The sequence below is a fragment of the candidate division WOR-3 bacterium genome, from assembly GCA_039803925.1.
In the GTDB taxonomy this organism is placed as follows: domain Bacteria; phylum Hydrothermota; class Hydrothermia; order Hydrothermales; family JAJRUZ01; genus JBCNVI01.
Genome location: JBDRZL010000002.1, coordinates 1 through 21,737 on the forward strand (window position 1 = coordinate 1; position 21,737 = coordinate 21,737).

General features: G+C 30.5%; 16 protein-coding genes. 9 read left to right on the forward strand and 7 right to left on the reverse strand.

Going from position 1 to position 21,737, the window contains the following annotated elements:
* Positions 1-218: 218 nt before the first annotated feature.
* From ABIN17_01175 to ABIN17_01185, 3 genes are read right to left on the reverse strand one after another with little or no spacing between them, the layout of a single operon-like run.
* Complete coding sequence (locus ABIN17_01175) at positions 219-1,106, reverse strand: TIGR01777 family oxidoreductase (GenBank protein ID MEO0283672.1); 888 nt, start codon at positions 1,104-1,106, stop codon at positions 219-221.
* 2 nt (positions 1,107-1,108) lie between these two features.
* The gene (locus ABIN17_01180) at positions 1,109-2,251 is read right to left on the reverse strand and encodes an MFS transporter (GenBank protein ID MEO0283673.1); all 1,143 of its coding nucleotides are present in this window, start codon (positions 2,249-2,251) and stop codon (positions 1,109-1,111) included.
* Positions 2,232-3,410, reverse strand: a complete 1,179-nt coding sequence (locus tag ABIN17_01185; protein MEO0283674.1) for an MFS transporter — start codon at positions 3,408-3,410, stop codon at positions 2,232-2,234. The genes ABIN17_01180 and ABIN17_01185 overlap by 20 nt, the downstream gene beginning before the upstream one ends.
* A gap of 41 nt (positions 3,411-3,451) precedes the next feature.
* Between ABIN17_01185 and ABIN17_01190 the strand changes: the two genes are divergently transcribed.
* From ABIN17_01190 to ABIN17_01200, 3 genes are read left to right on the forward strand one after another with little or no spacing between them, the layout of a single operon-like run.
* Positions 3,452-4,498: a T9SS type A sorting domain-containing protein gene (locus ABIN17_01190; GenBank protein ID MEO0283675.1), complete on the forward strand. Its 1,047-nt coding sequence runs from the start codon at positions 3,452-3,454 to the stop codon at positions 4,496-4,498.
* Positions 4,495-6,447, forward strand: a complete 1,953-nt coding sequence (locus ABIN17_01195; GenBank protein MEO0283676.1) for a cytochrome c3 family protein — start codon at positions 4,495-4,497, stop codon at positions 6,445-6,447. The genes ABIN17_01190 and ABIN17_01195 overlap by 4 nt, the downstream gene beginning before the upstream one ends.
* Positions 6,347-7,033, forward strand: a complete 687-nt coding sequence (locus tag ABIN17_01200) for a hypothetical protein (protein ID MEO0283677.1) — start codon at positions 6,347-6,349, stop codon at positions 7,031-7,033. The genes ABIN17_01195 and ABIN17_01200 overlap by 101 nt, the downstream gene beginning before the upstream one ends.
* A 3-nt stretch (positions 7,034-7,036) precedes the next feature.
* On the opposite strand, the gene ABIN17_01205 is transcribed toward ABIN17_01200, so the two are convergent.
* Genes ABIN17_01205 through lipB form a run of 3 tightly spaced genes read right to left on the reverse strand, consistent with a single transcriptional unit; the run spans position 7,037 to position 9,948 of the window.
* On the reverse strand, positions 7,037-8,038 hold the full coding sequence (locus tag ABIN17_01205) for an AIR synthase related protein (GenBank protein MEO0283678.1): 1,002 nt from the start codon (positions 8,036-8,038) through the stop codon (positions 7,037-7,039).
* 7 nt (positions 8,039-8,045) lie between these two features.
* On the reverse strand, positions 8,046-9,347 hold the full coding sequence (locus ABIN17_01210; GenBank protein ID MEO0283679.1) for a transcription antitermination factor NusB: 1,302 nt from the start codon (positions 9,345-9,347) through the stop codon (positions 8,046-8,048).
* Complete coding sequence (gene lipB / locus ABIN17_01215) at positions 9,313-9,948, reverse strand: lipoyl(octanoyl) transferase LipB (GenBank protein ID MEO0283680.1); 636 nt, start codon at positions 9,946-9,948, stop codon at positions 9,313-9,315. The genes ABIN17_01210 and lipB overlap by 35 nt, the downstream gene beginning before the upstream one ends.
* 99 nt (positions 9,949-10,047) lie before the next feature.
* Here lipB and ABIN17_01220 point away from each other — a divergent pair, with 99 nt between their 5' ends.
* Positions 10,048-13,191: a S8 family serine peptidase gene (locus ABIN17_01220; protein MEO0283681.1), complete on the forward strand. Its 3,144-nt coding sequence runs from the start codon at positions 10,048-10,050 to the stop codon at positions 13,189-13,191.
* Positions 13,192-13,260: 69 nt separating this feature from the next.
* Positions 13,261-15,522, forward strand: a complete 2,262-nt coding sequence (locus ABIN17_01225) for a M14 family zinc carboxypeptidase (protein ID MEO0283682.1) — start codon at positions 13,261-13,263, stop codon at positions 15,520-15,522.
* Here ABIN17_01225 and ABIN17_01230 read toward each other — a convergent pair.
* On the reverse strand, positions 15,519-15,905 hold the full coding sequence (locus tag ABIN17_01230; protein ID MEO0283683.1) for a hypothetical protein: 387 nt from the start codon (positions 15,903-15,905) through the stop codon (positions 15,519-15,521). The two genes, ABIN17_01225 and ABIN17_01230, sit on opposite strands and share 4 nt — an antisense overlap.
* Before the next feature lie 22 nt (positions 15,906-15,927).
* Between ABIN17_01230 and ABIN17_01235 the strand changes: the two genes are divergently transcribed.
* The 4 genes from ABIN17_01235 to ABIN17_01250 are packed head-to-tail and all read left to right on the forward strand — an operon-like array spanning position 15,928 to position 21,737.
* On the forward strand, positions 15,928-17,076 hold the full coding sequence (locus ABIN17_01235) for an NAD(P)/FAD-dependent oxidoreductase (protein MEO0283684.1): 1,149 nt from the start codon (positions 15,928-15,930) through the stop codon (positions 17,074-17,076).
* 13 nt (positions 17,077-17,089) lie between these two features.
* A complete protein-coding gene (locus tag ABIN17_01240) occupies positions 17,090-18,163 on the forward strand; it encodes a hypothetical protein (protein MEO0283685.1) in 1,074 nt (357 codons plus the stop codon).
* 9 nt (positions 18,164-18,172) lie between these two features.
* Positions 18,173-19,402, forward strand: coding sequence for an adenosylhomocysteinase (gene ahcY / locus ABIN17_01245; GenBank protein ID MEO0283686.1), 1,230 nt, complete (start codon positions 18,173-18,175; stop codon positions 19,400-19,402).
* Between the two features lie 46 nt (positions 19,403-19,448).
* Entirely contained in the window at positions 19,449-21,737 is a 2,289-nt protein-coding gene (locus ABIN17_01250) for a vitamin B12-dependent ribonucleotide reductase (GenBank protein MEO0283687.1), read from the forward strand.

Genomic DNA, 21,737 nt, shown 5'->3' on the forward strand with positions numbered 1-21,737 from the left:
TCTTTTTAACCTTTTCAAGAACTTCCATATGTTTACTTGCTTCAACATTTACAAGAACAAATGCCTTTACCATATTTTACCTCCTTTTGAAGTTTTAATTTTAAAATTTAAATTATAAAAAAATCAAGTAATATAAACAAAAAATCTTGTTTTCTTAATATCGTCAAATCCACCTAAATATCTTGAAAAGCCTTTAAACACCAAAACCTGCTGATAAACTAATTATAAATATCTTTTATAGCATCTTCAATTAATGGAAATTTAAATTTATAACCTTCCTTTAAAAGATTAAAGGGTATAACCCTCTGATTCTGCAATATCAAATTATCAGCCATTTCACCCATTATAATTTTTAAAATAAAATCAGGAATGTAAAATAAAAGGGGTCTTTTCAAAACCTTTGAAAAAGTCTTATAAAAATCAAAAGTTTTAACAGGGTTAGGAGAAACTAAATTAAAAATTCCTTTCAAATTTCTTTTATCAATAAAAAAAGAAAAAATCTTATAAACATCTTCAATGTGAATCCAGGAAATCCACCTCTCTTTATTACCTATAATTGAACCAAGAAAAAATTTAAAAGGTAATTCTATTTTTTTAATAAAACCACCATTACCCAAGACAATACCAAGTCTTGCAATAACTCTCCTTACTCCCATCTCTTCTATTAACTCTGAAGCTCTTTCCCACTCTTCTACTACATAGGAAAGAAATTTATTACCCTTTTCCCCATTTTCATTTATTTCTTCATCACCTCCATTATAATAACCTATGGCTGATGCTTGAATAAAAACTTCTGGTTTAACCTTAAAAGTGCTTATAAAATCACATAGTTTCTTTGTAAAATTTACCCTGCTTGTAAAAATTCTTTCTTTTTTAGATTCAGTCCACCTTAATGAAAAAATGTTTTCACCCGCAAGATTTATTACAGAATCAAAACCCTCAGTATCTATATTTCCAATTATATCTCTTCCATTCCATAAAAAAGCTTTGAATTTCGTTTTCTCGGGTTTTCTTGTAATAACAAAAATTTCATAACCCTTTTCATAGAACTTTTGTGAAATATAACTTCCTAAAAATCCACTTGCACCTGTAATCAAAATTCTCATATTTAAACAAATATTAAAAGAAATCCTGCTAATAGAGATAAAAAGGAACCAATTAGAAAGGGAATTTTAAGTCCAAAAGTTTCCCATAAAATTCCAAATATAAAAGATGCAATTAAAAGTCCGACACCCTGAAGAAAATAAAAAAGCCCAAATCCTGTTCCTTTTTTATCTTCAGGTAAAAAATCAGATATTATTGCTCTTTCAATCCCTTCTGTAAATCCATAATAAAATCCATAAAACATAAATAAAAATAAAAAGTTTTTTAAATCCTTTGCGAAAGCAAAACCAAAATAAGATAAAGAATAGATGAGCCATCCTGAAAAAAGAATTCTCTTTTTTCCAAATTTATCAGCTAAAAAACCTGCAGGGATTGAACTTAAAGACTTAATTAAATTAAAAAAACTCCATAACAAAGGTAAACTTGCCAAAACTAAACCTTCCTCTTTAGCCTTTAAAATTATAAATGTATCAGAAGAATTAGATATAGTAAAAATAAAAAAAACAAAAAGAAAAAAATAATATTTAAAAGGCAATTTAAAATAAAAGGAAAAACTTTCCTTTTTCAAAATCAAATTTTCTTTTTTTTCCTCTTTTACAAAAATGGAAATTGAAAGAACTGCCAATAAACCGGGAATTAAAGAAAAATAAAATATATCCCTTATTGAAAAATGTGTGATAAGTAATAAAGCAAATAGTGGACCTATAAATGCTCCCAAATGGTCCATTGCCCTCTGGAAGGAAAAAGCCTTTCCTGAATGCTCTTTTGAGACCGATAAGGCAATTAAAGCATCTCTTGGAGCACTCCTTATACCCTTACCAGTTCTATCAAAAAATCTGAGAAGAATAACATTAAAAATATTATTCGCAAAACCGAGAAGAGGTCTTGATATTGCAGCAATTAAATAACCTATTACTGTAACTTTTTTTCTTTCTTTAAGTTTATCTGAAAAATAACCTGAAATAAGCTTGAAAGTGCTGGAGGTAAACTCTGCAATACCCTCAACAATTCCAAGACCCTTTGCTCCCTGCTTTAAAGTTTCAGCTATAAAAACAGGTAATAAGGGATGAACTATTTCCGAAGCAATATCATTTAAAAGGGAAGTTAAACCGAGAAAAAATGTATTTCTATTTAACCAGTTTTTCATAATTTAAAAATTTCATAAGAATTATAAAGGAAATTATCCCTGGAATAACAATAATTCCCCACATAATTAAAGGAGTTTTTATAAATAAATCAAGGATAATACCTCCATATACAGGTGCACTCGCCCATCCAAGACCCTCAAAAAGTCCAAGAAACCCTATATATAAACTTTTCTTTTCCTCCTTAGAATAAATTGTTACTACTGTTGTTATAAGTGGAAGAGTTAACATTTCACCCGAAGTGAAAATAAAAACAAAGAAGGCAAAATCAATAAAATTTTTTGCAAAAGAAAATAGAAAATATCCGAGAATATAAAGAAAAATTCCTGTAAGTAAAGCTCTTTTTATACCTAACTTCTCAGAAAATTTTGTAAATAAAATCTGTAAAAAAACAACTGAAAGCCCATTTATTGTGTATAAGTATCCTATATAAATATTTGATAATCCTCTTTCCTTTGCAAAAACAGATAAAGTTGAAATCATCTGACCTGCTAAGGTAAAAATTAAATAAGAAGAAAATAAATAAATTAAAAAAAATTTGTCTTCAAAAATATCTTTTATTTCTTTTAAAAATGAAGTTTTGTTCAAAACAGGTATCTTTGGACAAATAACGCCAAATTGAATTAAAGGTATAACTAAAAGAGAAAATAAGGAAGATAAAGAAAATAAAAGCAAATATGATAAAGAAGATAAAAAGCCTCCTATAGCAGGACCAAGAGCAAAACCCAAATTTGTCCCAATTCTTATAACTCCAAAAGCTCTCGGTCTATCTTTTGGAGGTAAATAAACACCAACATAAGAATCAGAACCAATTTGAAAAAAGGAAAAACCAAGAGAATTGAGAATAAAACCTATTGAAAATAATAAAGGAGGGACTTTAAATACTATAAAAATAGTAAAAAATAAAAATGCAAAAAACCTTGATAAAAGACCCAAAATCATTATATTTTTGCAACCTAACCTATCTCCTAAAAAACCTGCGAAAATTCTTGAGAAAGCACCTAATAGAGAAGCTGTTCCAACAAAAAGACCTATAATTTTCATAGGAACTCCTCTCACTGAATAAAGATAAATATTTAAAAAAGGTATTGAAATAGAGAAAGCAGCAGCAGAAAAACCTCTTGCTATTGAAATAATAATTATTTCTTTTAATCTTGACATTTTATTTTTTTCATGTTAAAATTTTATAAGGAGGGTTAAAAATGATTATCTTATTCATATTTAATATATTTTATAATGCAAGTATAGGTTATAAAGGAATAGCATCTGATTTTGCAATTAATGGTATAGAAACATGGGTTTCCTTTCCACTTGAAAATAAAGTCCTTAATGTAACTGAAATTGAAATAAACATAAAACAACCTACTGTGATACTTAATAAAAATGAATTTTTATACATTGTAAATAACTTGGATGATATAATTCATGTTTACAGAAATAAAATATTTTCTCATAATATAAAATTGCCTCAAGGAGATTATGTTTCAGGATTTATTTCAGGTAACTCACTTTTCCTATTAAGCAGGGAACCCTCAGGGATAATTAGAATAAATGGAGATAAAGATTATACAGCTTTTCCTGTTAATTCATATAAGCCGATAGATTTCAGGTTTTATAAAGATAAATTTTATATCCTTGACAGAAAAGGACCAGCAACTAATTTAAGAATAATGGTTTTTGACAAAGAAGGTAATTATCTTGCTACTTTAGTTGAAATACCCAAAAACTTAGGAGGCGGAATAGAAGTAGCAGAAATAGATAGAAAAGACCTCCTATTTGTTACTAATTCTCTTATGGGTAAAGTTTATATTTACTCTTTAAATCCTTTTACAAAAATAGACTCTTTTGGAGCCTATGGTGATTCAATCTATGAATTCAAAACACCCACTAAAATTAAATTTATAGATAATAAACTCTATATTTTAAATCAAAGGAATTCAAGAATAGATATCTTTACCTTTCAAAACATTTACACAACCGGAATATCAGAGAAAATTGGAGAACCCTTTGATAATATAAAAATTTTAAACAACAATCTTCATTTAAATCTAAAGATTCCAGATGGCAATTACACTATTCATGTATTCTCTTTAGATGGAAGAAAAGTTATGAAAATTGATAATATTAAAACTATAAATGGCTTACTTAAAAAAGAAATTCCCCTATCTTTAAAGAAAGGAATTTATTTTGTTATAATCAAAGAAAAAGAAGGTAAGTTTATAATTCAAAAGGGGGTTAACCTGAAATGAAAAAGAAAAAAATTTATATTTTTATTTTTCCAGCAATAATATTTGCCTTAGATTATCCTCATAATAACAATTCTCCAATAAAAGACTGGGATGTCACCTGTAGATCCTGTCATGACATCCATAATTCAAATTATCCTTACCTTGGAAAAGTTAATGGGAATTACAATATGTGTTATACTCTGTGTCACAACCCCACAGGAGACGCAAAGAATTTTGTAATTGAAGAAAGTAAAAAAGCAATTCCAGGATCAGGAGGTATTCACCACTCTTTTGATGTTCCTGGAGATAATGCAGGCTACGATGCAAGCACTTCAAATGCTCAATACAAAAATTATTATGTAAATATAGGTATTGATGCATATAAATTAACCTGCTCCACCTGTCATGAACAGCATAACCATAATGGAGGTGTTCCTTTCCTTGTAAACTCATCAGAAACAATGTGCAGGGATTGTCATTCTCCAAGAAATCAAAACATACCACCATATACATCCCACCCTGTAGGTGTAACAATACCCTCAAATCCCTATTACCATAACCCACAAAATTTACCTCTTGTAGATGGTAATCAAGTTGGTTGTATGACATGTCATGATATTCATTATGCTTATTCTGATACAAGTGTTTATGGAACAAGCACTTCTGGAACAACTACATCATTAACAGATAACACAAAGAACTGGCCTACAAACAAATTTATAGGATGGATTATAAAAATTTATCCAAATGTTAATGATACAGGAAACTGGTATCAGGTAAGAGTGATAACATCAAATACTTCTAATACAATTAACTGGTCAGTACCATTATATGGATCAGGAATTTCCTCTGGAAACAGATATGTAATTAAAAGGACAGGAACTGGTAACGGGTATCTCTTAAATCAAGCTATGCATAAATCTCCTATGAATAACCTTTGCACAAACTGTCATAGTTGTGCTTTGTGTCATGACCCCTCGGATGTCGCCCAAATAGGATCCCATTTTACGAATATTAACACTCTCTGGCCAGGTGGTCAATATGGTTCTGATTATGCATATATTGACTTAAATGGAAATCTATTACCTCCAGCAAGAAAAAGCGAGGCAACAACAAATTCTCCTTTACCGAGTTATTTGAGAAACTCATGTTTTAACTGTCACTGGCCACATGGATGGAAAATTCCAAATACTTCACAAAAATATGCGACACTCTTAGTTGATAAAGAGGAATTTTTATGTTTTACATGTCATGATTTTAACGGACCTTCTACAAAAAATATAAAGTCAAAATTTGATAATCCTATAAGATGGGTAACAGCGGCAGTTGGAAACAATAATAATTTAAATCTCAATGATAGACATGATATTCAGGATGAAGCCCAATCAAGGTCAAGAGCAAAAATAGAATGCACAGATTGTCATGACCCGCACAGAGCAAATGGAACAATGCCAATCAAAAAAGACCCTGACCCAACTGACGGAAGAGTCCCTGGGACAGGACAGGTTTTACCAGGAGCAGATTTTCTTACAGAATGGTGTCTTGATTGCCATGATGGAAGTTTTCCACCTACCATAACACCACCCCAAACTCCTTTAGTTAATGTAAGAAATGCCTATATAAATAATGATGTCCATGGAGCAAAAAATGGGAGCCCCACTCTTAAACCGGGTTATGGATGGACAAGTAACCAGATTGTTCCCTGTGCAGCCTGTCATGAGAAAAAACATATGTCTAACAAACATGAACTTTTTCAGGTAAGAGACACAATTTTTTCGCGTGATGGAACAATACCAATTCCTGATGACGATGGACAATTAGGAAATGGGTATGACATTCTGGATAACAATATAAGGAATACAGAAATTAATGGATACGATTTCTGTAATACTTGTCATAGAGGTTCAATGGGTAGTAATAGGTCAAACTGTTTTGCCTCTGGATGCCATCACCATGGAGCTAAATTTTAAAAATGATTTTATAAATTTTCTTAAAAAACTAAGAGAAAAATCAATAAATTCAGGTGTAATGGCTCTTCCAGAAAATTCAGCTTATCTTTTATGTCTCATAACTTATATTTATAGAGAAAATAATTTAAAAATAGTTGAACTTGGTTCAGGATTATTATATTCTGCATTATGGATGTTTTATGGAATATTTATTTCTGGTAAAAAAGGTGAAATATACACTGTGGAAAAAAATGATGAAATTTATAAAGAAAGTCTAAGAGTATTGGAAGAAACTTCAGAAATTTTAAAAATTGATTTAAAAGAAACTATTAAACCTTTTAAAAAAGATGCCTCTCTTCTTAAAGGTAATGAATTTGGAAAAGATATTGATGTTCTTTTTCTTGATATTGATAAAAAACTTTATCTTGAATCACTCAAGAAATTTTTTCCATATGTAAAAAAAGAAGGTCTTATAATTGCCCACAATGTCATTTCTCATAAGGATGAACTAAAAAACTTTTTAGAAGAAATTTCTAATTTTAACAAATATTTTACACTAATTCTTGAAACAGACCCACAGGGTATCTCTGTATCAATAAAAAGATAATATTTAAAAGATTTTTGAAATTTCATCCTGACAAGATATAATTTTGACTTTATTTTTATTTCTATCAACCATCCACTTTCCATATTTTGAATCCTTAAATTCGCCAATTATACTGAAAACAATTTTTCTTGATTTTAATAAATCTATTACACCCTGAATACCTTCTCTTTTAACTGCGACAAGAAGAGCACCTGATGATATTGTTTTTAAAGGGTCAATACCAAAGTATTTAAAAATCTTTTCTCCATCCTTTACTACAGGAATTCTATTTTCATAGACAATAACACCAAGATCTAAAAATTCGCAAAACTCATAAATTCCATTCAATATTCCACCTTCCGTTGGGTCATGTAAAGCAAGAACATCCTGATTTTCTAAAAGCAAAAAGGCTTCTTCTATAATTCCAATCCCCGGTTTTTTATGATAATTTTTAAATTTCTTCAGTAATTTTTCATTAGTAATTTTTTTTAATTCTTCTTCTTTTTCTTTTGTTATTATTGAAATTCCTTCAATTGGCACTTCTTTAACACATAAAAGATAATCTCCTTTATTTACCTTTTTGGGAAAAAAACCCTTACTTTTTTCTCTTAATCCTATCATTGTTCCGGAAATTATAATTCTTTTTAATTCAGGTGTTATTTCAGTATGGCCACCAATTACTGAGATATTGTATTTTTTGCACACTTTTTTAACCTCTTTAAAAATTTTAAAAATTTTTTCATCACTTATCCCTTTTGGAAGAAGTAGAGTAAAAAGAAAATATTCAGGTTTTGCACCCATACATAAAACATCATTAATATTCACCATTACAGCATAATAACCTATATCTTTTTCAGTAAAAGTTATTGGATCCTGAGTGATCACAAGATAATAATCACCTATATCAATTACTGAAGAATCAGCACCTGGACCTGGTTTTATTTTAATCTTATCTGAACTTAAAGGTAAAATTTTTAAATATTTTTCAAGTAAATTTAGGGGAAGTTTTCCTTCTTTTAATTTCATATATAAATTATAGTTTCTTTAGCATAGAAGCAAACATAAAATCTGAATCCATTTCTATTCCATTACAGAAGAAATATTTATCTTTAGTTAAAAAAATTGGGACCCGGGGTTCAATTATTTCAAAATTATATTTTTCAAGTGCTTTTTCTATCTGCTCTTCATTTTCTTCTTTCAATATAGTACAGGTTATATAAAAAAGATAGCCGCCTTTTTTTAAAACATCATAAGCATTATCAATTAACTTTTCCTGCAATTTTTTTAGTTCATTAATTTTCTTCAAATTCATTCTAAAAAGTATTTCTGGCTTTTTTCTGATTGTTCCGAGTCCTGAACAGGGAGCGTCAATTATTACAAGGTCAAATTCTTTTTTTGGAAAAAAAAGGGTAGCATCAGTATTTATAACATAACCATTTATCCTGTATTTTAAAAAATTTTCTTTCAGAATTTTTGCTCTTCCCTTTCTTAATTCACTTGCTAAAATTTTAACATCATTTTTTAAAATAAAACTTAAATATAAGCTTTTTCCGCCAGGAGCAGAGGTCATATCCCATACATAAATTCCCTTTTCAAAATCCTTATAATGCATAACACTCTGCGAAGAAAAATCCTGAACATAATATAAGTTTTCATATAAATCTACTTCCCAAGGATGATAAAAACTTTTATAGGCATAAGGAGGAAAACTGAGTTTTGATAGAAAAAATCCTTTTTCCTTATACTTTTCCTCTATTATCTTTCTTACTTCTTTTTCCTTATCATTAAAATAAACCCTGAAATAATAGGGAGGTTCAGAATGAAACCATTTACAGAAATTAAAAGCGAAATTTTCTCCAAAATCCCTTTTCAATTTTTTATATAACCACTTTGGAATTGAAAAATTTATCCAGGGCTCTTTAAAATCAGGAGGTCCTTTTCTCAATACATTTCTTAAAATTCCATTAACAAGTTTTGAAGCAGCAAAATTCTCTTTTTTAGTTATCTCTGTCCACGAATCACAAACTGCATAGGGCTTCTTTTTTAAAATAATAAGTTCTGTAAGAGATACCCTTAAAATAGTTCTGACACTCGGCTCAAGTTTTTTAAATTTCCCATGATAAAAATTCTTAATTATATGGTCAATGTAAATTAAATTCTTTACTGTTTCAAAACATAACTTTTGAAGAAATTTTCTTTTTTTAGGCTCAAGATTCAAAGAATGGTATATTATTTGTGGTGAAAGAAAAGAATCCTCTTCAAGAACTTTTTCAAGAATTTTAAAAGCAATAACTCTTTCTTCAGTTATACCCAAAAACCTCTTTAAATTTTTCAATAAAACCTGGAATTACATCTTCTACTTTTATATCTTTTTTCTTTTCCTTTGATATATCTGTAATTTCAACATCAAGACCACAGGGTTTGATCCACTTGAAAGGTGAAAGATCCATATTGATATTAAAAGCAAGACCATGAAAAGTAACAGCACCTTTAACTGCTACTCCTATTGAACCAATTTTTTTATCTTTAACAAAAACACCTATATTTTTAGCTTTTCTTTCACCTTTTATACCAAAATCCATCAGAACCCTTATCATAACTTCTTCAAGGTTATAAACAAATTTTCTAATGCTTCTTAACACATCATCTAATTTAATAATTGGATATGAAACAAGCTGACCTGGACCATGGTAAGTTATATCACCTCCCCTTTCTATATGGTAAAGAGGAATTCCTTTTACTTTTAAAAAATTTTCATCTACGAGTAGATTTTTTAAATTACCTTTTGAACCGGTTGTATAAACCGGAAAATGTTCGCAGATTATAAGGGTATCGGGTATAAAGTTTTTTTTTCTTTTCTCCACAAGTTCCTTTTGAAAATCCCAGACTTCTTTATAATCCCTTTTTCCAAGTAATAAAATATTCAAATTTTTCATTTAAAAATTTTAAATAAATCTTGACTTTTATTCAATTATTTAATTATAATTAAGTTTTGGTTCTAATCCATTTTTTACAAATCCTATAAGGGGGCTTTTATGAAAAAAATTATCTCCCTTATACTCCTTGTGGCCATTTTACAAGGAGCAAGAATCACACAGGACCTTGAGAGAAAACTTAATTCTTCCTCTCCTCACGAGTATATAAAAGTTAATCTTGTTCTTGAAAAACAACTTAACGGGATGGAAATTGTAAAAAATATGAAGATGTCAAAAAAGGCTATCAGAAATTATGTAAAGAATGCTTTAAAAGAATTTGCAAGGGAAACTCAAGCACCGATACTTGAAAAATTAAAGGAACTTGAAAAAAGAGGACTGGTAAGAAACATAAAATCCCTTTGGATTGCAAATGTTATAAATTTTGAAGGTAAAAAAGAGGCTATATACGAAATATCAAAACTCAGTGGGATAAGTTCTATTGATTATGATGAAGAAAGATATCTTTTAATTGGTGAAAAAGAGGAAAAGTATCAGAAATTTGCAGTTCCTGATGAAACTTCTTACCCATTAAAAACAATTGAATGGAATATTTTAAAAATAAATGCACCAGAGGTTTGGGCTCAGGGTTATAAAGGTCAGGGAGTAATAGTTGCTGTTCTTGATACAGGTGTAAGGTATACTCATTTAGACCTTGCAGATCATATATGGATAAACACAGATGAAATTCCAAATAATGGATTGGATGATGATGGAAATGGTTATATAGATGATTATTTAGGATGGGACACAGCATATGGAGACAATAACCCTTCAGATGGACATGGGCATGGAACCCATGTAGCAGGAACTGTAGCAGGTGAAGGAATTGCAGGTGATACAACCGGAGTTGCTCCTGAAGCTTTAATTATGTGTGTAAAAGTTTTGACAGATTTTGGTGGTGGAACTGAATCAGGAGTTTGGGAAGGAATGCAGTATGCAGCAGATAATGGGGCTGATATTATAACAATGTCCCTTGGTTGGAGACATGCTTGGAACCCTGACAGAGCAACATGGAGAAATGTTTGTGTAAACATAAATGCAATGGGAGTTGCTATGACTATAGCAGGTGGTAATGAAAGAGGCGTTGATACACCCCCAGATGCTATAAGAACACCAGGTGATGTTCCACCCCCATGGATTCATCCAGACCAAGTTATTCTTGGAAGCACAGCAGGTGTTATAACTGTTGGAGCAACTGATATAAATGATGTTTACGGTTATTTTTCAAGTCCAGGACCTGTAACATGGGAAAATGTCCCTCCCTATAATGACTGGAATTACCAACCTGAGATGGGGCTCATTGATCCTGATGTATCTGCACCAGGAGTATGTATAACCTCGCTGAGTAATACAAGTGATAATGGCTATGAAACCTGCTGGGATGGAACTTCAATGGCAACCCCACATGTTGCTGGTCTTGTTGCTCTTATGCTCTCAAAAAATCCAGAATTAACTCCAAGAATAATTGATTCTATTATAGAATTATACGGGGTTATTGACCTTGGAAATCCTGGTAAGGATAACGATTATGGTGCAGGAAGAATTGATTGTCTTTTAGCTATAAATGCAACACCTTTACCGGGTGCTCCGGAAAAACCAACTGTTATTAGTCCTTACAACTTTGCAAAATTACCTGATTTGAATCCGGTTTTCAAATTCACTTCAACTGACCCTCAAGGTGATAATATTATATACAAAATCTACTGGTCAGGAGATACAAGTTTTGTTCAAAAGGATAGTGCTTTAACTCCACCAATGCCAAGTGGTCAGTTAGTGCAATTTGTCCTCCCTGTATCCTTAAATCAAGGTGAAACTTACTGGTTCAAGGTAAAAGCAAGGGATACAACTTCTTCAGGATACTGGTCAGGTTTAACTCAAAAAAGGTCATTTACCATTGATACTACACTTCCCTCTAATTTCAGTTCTTGGTTCCAAACAAAAGGGGCACAATTTAAATACAATACATTTTTCGGAACAGAAATTGTGGGAGATAGTATACAATTAAAACCCTTTGGTTATATAGAGGACACCTTACTTTTTGAAAATTTTGAGATGGGTATTCCATCCACCTGGACAGTTTTAGATGGTAATTCAGATGGATTTATGTGGACTGCAGGAACCACAACAGATCTTTCCTCATATACCCCACCCAACTATGGAACTCAATATGCCTATTACTCTGATGATGAGGCGGGTAACGGTGTTATAAACTATAATGAAGATATTATTTCACCTAAAATTCCTATTCCTTCCAATGCTTCTAATCTTTTTGTTAAATATGGTTATGGATTCCGCGTCTGGCAAACTGGTGAAACATTTGAATTCTATGCAAGATTTTTCTCAGGTGGAACCTGGAGTCCATGGTATATTTTTAAAACATACACCTCAAGTGTGAGTGGAGAAGAAACTTTTGACTTTTCAACTTATTTACCAAAAGACTCAATTCAGCTAAGATGGAGATATCATGATGAAAGCTCTTCAAGTCACTGGGGATGGGCATGTGCTATTGATAATGTGGTAGTTTATTACAATTATACTTATCAGAATAATGAAGGATATGTTTTAACTTTTCCTATCAATTTTAATGATTTTCAGAATACTTATCCAAAGAATAACTGGGGTTATGCAATTTGGGAAAAATCCAGTCCACAGGATTCTATAGGAATACAGATAGAATACTTTAACGGAACAACATGGCAAGTGATTCCAGATGCTGATTTACCGGGTAATTCTTCAGGATTTTTTACAAATGCTAAAATAGGAGCTTTATCTCTTGAAGCCCTTAATACAAATGTTTATAATTCATTAAGAGTAAAAGTTTTACTTTACAGGAAATCAATATTTACAAAAGCTCCAAATGAACCTGCCCTTTTATCTTTAGAAATTGGTGCTCCAGCAACAGAAGTAAAAGAAAAGGAAATATCCATTACTCCCTATTTCAAATTCTCGCCCCTTATTTTCAGGGAAAAAATAAACTTTAGCTTCATTCTTGAACCCTATAAAAATGCTGAATTAGAAATTTATAACTCTACAGGGAGACTAATAAAAAAGGAAATTTTCAAAGGAGGAAACACTCAAAGAACTATAAATTATACCTGGGATGCAAAATCTAAAAACGGGAAAAAACTTGGAACTGGAATATACTTTATTAAATTTACAAACGGAAATTACAGAAGAACTTTAAAAGCTATACTTGTAAGATAAAAACCTAAAGTTTTTGAACTTTTAAGTAAAAAGGGTCCGAACCCCATTTAAAAATTATTAACCTTTTATATGTATAATTTTATAATTTCTCTTTTAATCTTTTCTTCAAACCTAACAGTCTTACAAATTTTTGTTCCAGGGGAAAATCTTGTTCCTTTTTTTCTTCAAAATGGATTGCAAGAAATAAAAAGATATGATAGAAACAAAGGACTACTTGAAGGAGTTTGCGATAAAAAAATTATAGATTTTCTTGAAAAAAATGGAATTGATTATATAACAATGATTCCTGACCTTGAAGAAGATTTTAAAAATAAAATGCAGAATAAAATAGATTTTGGTCCATACTATACTTATTCAGAAGCTGTTAATGCTCTTAATACAATACACAATAATTTTCCAAATCTTACAACTTCTCCTTTAAATATTGGAACAACATGGGAAAATAGAATAATTTACGCAATGAAAATTTCTGATAATCCAACAGAGAATGAAAATGAACCTGCTGTTTTATTAACAGGAGTTCACCATGCAAGAGAACCCATAGGATGCTCAATTGTCCTTGAATTTGCAAAGTATCTTCTTAATAACTATGGAGTTGACCCTGATATAACATGGCTTATTGATAATAGAGAGCTATGGATTGTTCCTGTAGTTAATCCTGATGGTTATGTTTATAATGAAACATCCAATGGGTCTTGGAGAAAAAATAGAAGAAATAATGGCGGAGGTATATACGGAGTTGATTTAAACAGAAATTATGGTTATATGTGGGGATACGATAATAACGGTTCTTCACCTTATCCATCTGATGAAACTTATAGGGGACCATCTCCTTTTTCAGAACCGGAAACCCAGGCAATGAGAGGATTATGTAATTCAATAAAGCCTGTTATAGCATTAAATTATCACTCCTGGTCAAATTACTTACTTTTCCCATGGGGTTATGATAACTATTATACACCAGATGATGCACTATTCAGAGCAATGAGTATTGAAATGACAAAAAGAAGTGGTTATGAATATGGAACACCTTGGGAACTTCTTTATACAGCAAATGGAGATTCTGACGACTGGATGTATGGAGAACAAAATGAAAAACCAAAAATTTTAGCCTTTACTCCTGAGGTAGGTGAAGCTTTCTGGCAACCTGATACAAATATAATAAAGGAACAGATAGATGAAAATTTGCCAATGAATATGTTTGTTCTTAAAGCTGCTGGACACTTTATTACAATAGATTCTCTTAAATTTGTTGACCAGAATGGGGAGAGAATTATTAATAGAAAAGATACAATCAATTTAACTTTCTGGTTAAGAAATTGGGGAATAAATGGAAATCTAACAAATGTAACTGGGCTTTTAAAATCAACAGGAACATGTGCAAAAGTAATTGACTCATTAATAAACTTTCCAGATATACCAGCATTTCCCGGAAATTCTGTATCAAACTCTATTCCATTTAAATTAGTGGTTCATGATTCTTTTCCTGACTCTTCTGCTATACCCCTGAATTTAACCATACAAGGAAATCCAGGATTTTCAAGAGTTTACAATTTTTACATAAGTAACCCCCGAACACCTATAATCCTTTTTTATGATGGTTATGAAACAGGACTCTCTAACTGGATTCAAGGAGGAACTCCTCAAACATGGCAAAGAACAACAAATAACCCCCATTCAGGTTATTACTCACTTACGGATAGTCCAGGAAACTATGGAGATAACATAAATACCTGGATAAGGACTGCTTCACCAATTAATCTAAATGTTAATACTGATTCAATTAAACTTATATTCTGGACAAGATATTCTATTGAATCAGGTTGGGATTATGCATATACTGAAGTTTCAACAAATGGTTCTACATGGAATTCACTAATTTCTTTTACAGGTTCACAAACAAATTGGAAAAAAATAGTTCTTGACTTAACACCTTATAAAGGAAATCAAATTTATATAAGGTTCAGATTGTGGAGTGATAATTATATTAATTATGACGGAATATACATTGATGATGTTTCTGTTGTTTTTAAAAAGGGACCATATTTTGCTGACTGTCCTCAAATAAGTGTTTATGAAAAAGGCTCTGATATTTTAAGGGAAAGTGTATATCCTGAAGTAAAGACAATAAAGTTTTTCTCAATGAAGGCAAAAATTTCAGGCGAATATAAAATAAAAATCTTTGATGTAAATGGAAGAAAAATTAAAGAAGATTTTGTATATCTGAAAAAAGGTGAGGAATACAGATTCAAACCTTCTGTAAAAGGAGCTTACTTCTTTAAAATAGAAACAAAACTATTTAATAATAGGGGGAAATTTATAGCAGATTAATCATAAGGAACTTTACGGTAATAAATAGTTTCAAAATTTTTATTTTTTAAGTTGTAGATGAATTCGATTCTCACACCTGAATAAAAAGGGTCTTTTAATCTTAAAAAATAAATAATTATAATTTTATTTTTATCCTCACTAATTCCAGAGAATAAATAATTAAACTTATGATAAAGTGAATCTTCAAGAGAAAGAAGATTTAGGATTTTTTTAAATATATAGGAATTTTGCTCAATTTTGTGTTTTGCTTCTTTTATTATTTCTTCATCATCAACTTTTTTAAAATTTGATTTGAAAGAACCTTCTTTTAATAAAACATTATTAAAATAAGATAATTTATAACAAGAAGAAAGAAAAAGAAAATAAATTAAAAATCTTTTCATAAATAGATTATAATTAACCTATATGATGTTAAACAAAATCTACGATGTAATTGTAATAGGAGGAGGACCTTCAGGTTCCTTTTCCTCCCTCAAACTCTCTGAGAAGGGAATAAAAACCCTTTTAATTGAAAAGAAAAAAATAATAGGAGAACCGATTCAATGCGGAGAAGGAATTTCTAAATTTGCCTTTGATGAAAATAAAATAAAAAAAGAAGATTTCTTTATAGATAGAAAAATAAAAGGTTCCAAAACCTTTACCCCAAGTGGGTATTACCTGATTTTCCCCATTGAAGGCTACCTTATAAAAAGAAATAAATTCGACCTCTACCTTGCTCAATTATCCAAAGAAAAAGGAACTGAAGTTAAAATAGATGAAAAAGTATTGTCTATCAATAAAATACAAAATTATTTTAAAGTAATTTCTAATAAAAGTGAATATTATTCAAGGTATATAATTTTGGCAACTGGTTATTATGAGGATATTAAGGGAATTAGTTATCCTCCAATTAAGAAAATAGTTGCTATAGAATACAGGTTTAAAAAGAATAGTTTTGATGATGAGTATCTTTATTTTTATTTTGGAGATGATTTCAAACCATTCTATGGTTGGGTTTTTTTTCATAATGAAGAAACAGGAATAGGGACTGGTTTTTATGGAAAAAATAATAATTTAAAAGGGATTCAAAAACTTATTGAAAAATTTGGATTTAAAAACAGAGAAAAAGTAAAAAAAATAGCAGGCAAAATTCCTTTTTCAAAACCTTTATTTCCTAAGGATTATAAAGGTATATTGAGGGTCGGAGATGCAATAGGAGCAGTCCATCCATATACTGCAGGTGGTATTCACGGAGCTCTCACTACAGGAAGAATAGCTGCTGAAACATTAATAGATTATTTTGAAAAAGAGGGAATTAATGAGATTTATTATAAAAAATTAAAAGAATTACCACTATTCAGGGATTCACTGTGGAATAAACAAAATAAATTATTTTCAAAAAACTCAAAGGAATGGGATGAAATAGGTAAATTAATGCATAAAAGAATTTATTCAAAAACTCCCTGGATTAGAGCAATTTTCTATTTATTTTTTAATCCTTTTTCTACATTTAACCTTTTATTTTTTTTAAATTTGCAAAAAGAGTTTAAGTTTTCAGAAAATTATTCCTATTAAAAAGGAGGTAAAAATGTTATATATTTTATTTTTTTATATTTTTAAAAGCACTTATTTTCCTGATTCTATTTATGAAAAAGGAAGAAATATAATTATAGAAAATATTAAGGGAACATATCTTGAGAATTACACTGATAGTTTTGAAATATTTTTTGAAAAAGAATCAAAAAGTGACAATGAGTTTTGGGTTGAAGGAATTATTTATATAAAAAGACAAGAGATTAAATTATCAAGAAACATCTCTGGATATTCAAATAATGGAATAAATGAAGCACTTAAAGATTTCTGTGAAAATGTTATAATTTACTTGGGATCAATTTTTTACAAACCTCCTGAGGTGGAGGAAGTTAAGGGTAATAAAGTGATATTAAAAAATGGATTTTTAAAAGGAATAAAAAAAGATGATACATTTGTTTATGGAGACCTTTTATCTCCAGCCGGATATATAAAAATAGAAAAGGTTTATGAAGATATATCTTTAGGGAAGATTTTGATTAAAGAAAGAACTCCTATAAAAGGTGAAAAGTTAAGGAAAATAAAGGGAGTATCTTTTTTATATAATTTATCTTTATCCTTATACCTTTCAACTTTAAAAACAGTAAAGGGGGACTTTGGAATGGAAGAAAATATAAAAGATGGTCTTTTATTACTTTCAGGTTTAGGATTCAGATTTAAAATACATGCTCCTTTTTCGTCTTTTTATTTCAATCCTGGTTTATTTTTCTCTACATCAAAAAATCTTGATGCTCAAAAACTTTCACTTGAAGAAAATTACCTTTTAAACAATTTCTTAAGAACAGGCATTTCCTTTGATATATTACTTGTATGGCAAAGAGAAAGATACGGAAAAGAGGTTAGAGCAATAGATTACCTTTTATCTCCCTTTTTAAAAGTTGAAAAGGACCTAAATAACATAAATTTATCAATAAAAACAGAATATTCTCTTGGAAGGATTTTAAGAAACTTTTCATTTGAAAAAATTGGAGGAGATACAATTGTTCCCAACAAGGACCTCATTTACAAAGCAATTGACCCGAAAAGTTTTAATATTGAATTTCTCATTGGATTTAATTTAAAAAAACCATAAGGAGGAAATATGCTAAAAGAAGGACTAAACAAAATACTCTGGGCTCAAAAAAATATGCCTGTTCTTTTATCAATAAGAGAAAGATTTAAAAAAGATAAAATACTTAAAGATATTAAAATTTCTGCTTGTCTCCATGTAACTTCTGAAACAGCAAATCTGGTTATTACCTTAAAGGAAGCAGGGGCAGAGGTTGCCTTATGTGCTTCAAATCCTCTTTCAACCAAAGATGATGTTGCTTATGCCTTAAGAGAAGAATACGGAATTAAAGTTTTTGCAAAATATGGAGCCACAAAAGAAGAATATTATGAGCATATTGAAAAAGCATTATCAATTGAGCCTGATATAACTCTTGATGATGGTGCAGATTTAACTTCTTTTTTGCATCAAAATTTTGAAAAATTTGGTAAAAATATAAAGGGTGGAACAGAAGAAACTACTACCGGGGTCATAAGACTAAAAAGTATGGAAAAAAATAATGTGCTTAAATACCCAATAATAGCAGTAAATGATTCAAGAACTAAATATTTATTTGATAATAGATACGGAACAGGTCAGAGCACAATAGATGGAATTTTAAGAGCTACCAATATTTTGCTTGCTGGCAAAAATTTTGTTGTTTGCGGATACGGATGGTGTGGAAGGGGTGTTGCAATGAGAGCAAGGGGAATGGGAGCTAAAGTTATTGTTACAGAAGTTGATCCAATAAAAGCCCTTGAAGCAAAAATGGATGGTTTTGATGTAATGAAAATAGAGAAAGCAAGTTTAATAGGTGATATATTTGTTACTGTAACTGGAAATAAAAATGTTATTGATATCCCTCATATAAAGAATATGAAAAATGGAGTAATTTTAGCAAATTCAGGGCATTTTAATGTGGAGATCAATGTTGAAGGTCTTAAAAAAATTGCCAAAAAAATTGAAAAGATCAGAGAAAATGTGGAAAAATACACCCTTGAAGATGGAAAGGAAATTTTCTTATTGAGTGAAGGGCGCCTTGTCAATCTTGCAGCAGCAGAAGGTCATCCACCTGATGTTATGGATATGAGTTTTTCCAACCAAGCTCTTGCCTGTGAATATATAGTAAAAAACTACAAAAAAATTGAGAAAAAAGTTTATACTCTGCCTCTTGAAATTGATAGAGAAATAGCAAGATTAAAATTAGAAAGCATGGGGGTAGAAATAGATGAATTAACAGAGGAACAAAAAAAATACCTTGAATCCTGGGAAGAAGGAACTTAATATTTAAAAAGGGGTTCAAATCCCCTTAAGATCTAAGGAGAGTATCATGGAAAATAAAAGAATGTTGCTTTTAGAGCCTATAGTTACAGAAAATGCTCTAAAAGTTCTTGAAAAAAGATATCTTTTGAGAAATGAAAAGGGAGAAATAATTGAAACTCCAAAAGAAATGTATGAAAGAGTTGCAAAAGCAGTAGCTGAGGTTGATAAGGAATACCCTGTTTTTAAAGAAAAGGTATCTGAAACCGAAGAAAAATTTTATTATATTATGTCTCAAGGATATTTTTTACCAAACTCCCCTACCCTTATGAATGCAGGAACAAAAATGGGGCAACTTTCAGCCTGTTTTGTTTTGCCAGTTAATGACTCAATGGAAGGAATTTTTGAAACTTTAAAACATGCTGCAATAATACATAAAACAGGAGGAGGAACAGGTTTTTCTTTTTCAAGATTAAGACCTAAAGGAGATGTTGTAAGAACAACAGGTCAAATTGCATCAGGTCCCGTTTCCTTTATGAAAGTTTTTGATGCAGCTACCGAAGCTGTAAAACAGGGTGGAAGAAGAAGAGGAGCCAATATGGGAATTTTAAGAGTAGACCATCCTGATATTGAGGAATTTATAACCTGTAAGGATGATGTAACAAAAATAACCAACTTTAACATTTCCGTTGCTGTGACTGACGGGTTTATGGAAGCGCTTAAAAGAGGAGAGCAAGAATTTCCTTTAATAAATCCAAGAAATGGTGAAGTAATGAAAAAGGTGAATCCAAGAGAGTTATGGAAAAAACTTGTATATCAGGCATGGAAAAATGGGGAACCTGGTGTAATATTTATTGATAGAATTAACAAAACTCACACTTTAAAAGGAATGGGAGAAATTGAAGCTACAAACCCCTGTGGCGAAAAACCTCTATTGCCTTATGAATCCTGTAATCTTGGTTCTATTAATGTGGTTAAATTTTTTAAAGGAATACCATGGTATCTTGAACATAGAAGAACAGCAAAATGGGAAGAAGTAAGGGATAGAATTGATTGGGAGAAATTTAGAGAGATAATCTATCTTTCAGTTCATTTTCTTGATAATGTTATTGATGCAAATGTGTACCCTCTACCTGAAATTGAAAGGATAACAAAATTAACAAGGAAAATAGGACTCGGTGTTATGGGATTTGCTGACCTTCTTTACCTATTGGGTATCCCTTATTCTTCAGAAGATGCTTTAAAAGCTGGAGAGGAAATAATGAAATTTATTCAGGAAAATGCTCACTATTATTCAAATGAAATTGGAAAAATTAAAGGGCCTTTTCCTACTATTGATAAAAGTATATTTAAAGGCTCAACAAGAAGAAATTCTGTGGTAACAACAATTGCACCTACAGGCACCATATCAATGATTGCTGATACTTCAGCTGGGATTGAACCTAACTTTTCTCTTGTTTATGTTAAAAATGTTATGGGTGGAGAAAGACTTTTATATATAAACAAATATTTCAGACAAGCTGCAGAAGAACTTGGGTTTTACTCAGAAGAACTTATGGAAGCACTTTCTAAAATGCCAACAATAAGGAAAATTGATGAAATTCCCGAACATATAAGAAAAATTTTTGAGGTTACATTTGATATAACACCTGAACAACATGTGAGAATTCAGGCAGCATTTCAAAAATATGTTGAAGACGCAGTTTCTAAAACCATAAACCTTCCAGAAGAAGCTGAGCCCCATGATGTAGAAAAAGCATACCTTTTAGCCTATGAACTTGGATGTAAGGGAATAACAGTTTATAGACATGGTTCAAGACCAGGACAGGTTTATGATACAGCTAAAAAAGAGGAAGAAAAAAGAATTAAAAAATTAAAACCAAGACCAAGACCAAAAGTTGTCTCAGGAAAAACATATAAAATTAAATCCGAACTTGGAACTGTTTATATTACAATAAATGAAGATGAACTTGGACCACATGAAGTCTTTATTCAACTGGGGAAAAGTGGAAGTTCTGCAAACGCTTTAACAGAAGCAATTGGAAGGCTAATATCACTTGCTTTAAGATCAGGAATTGACCCAATGGAAATTGTTGACCAGTTAAAAGGCATAAGATCAATGCCAACATGGGATGATGGGGAAATTATTTTATCCTGTCCTGATGGAATTGGTAAGGTCCTTGAAAAACATTTAAAAGGAGAACAACTCGGTATTTTCCCAGAGGAGAAAAAACATAAAAGAATTATACAGGAAAATCATACTTCCTCAGGTGAAATATGTCCAGAATGTGGTGGAGTTATGGTTTTTGCTGAGGATTGTCTTACATGCCCTCATTGTGGATTTTCAAAATGCTCATAA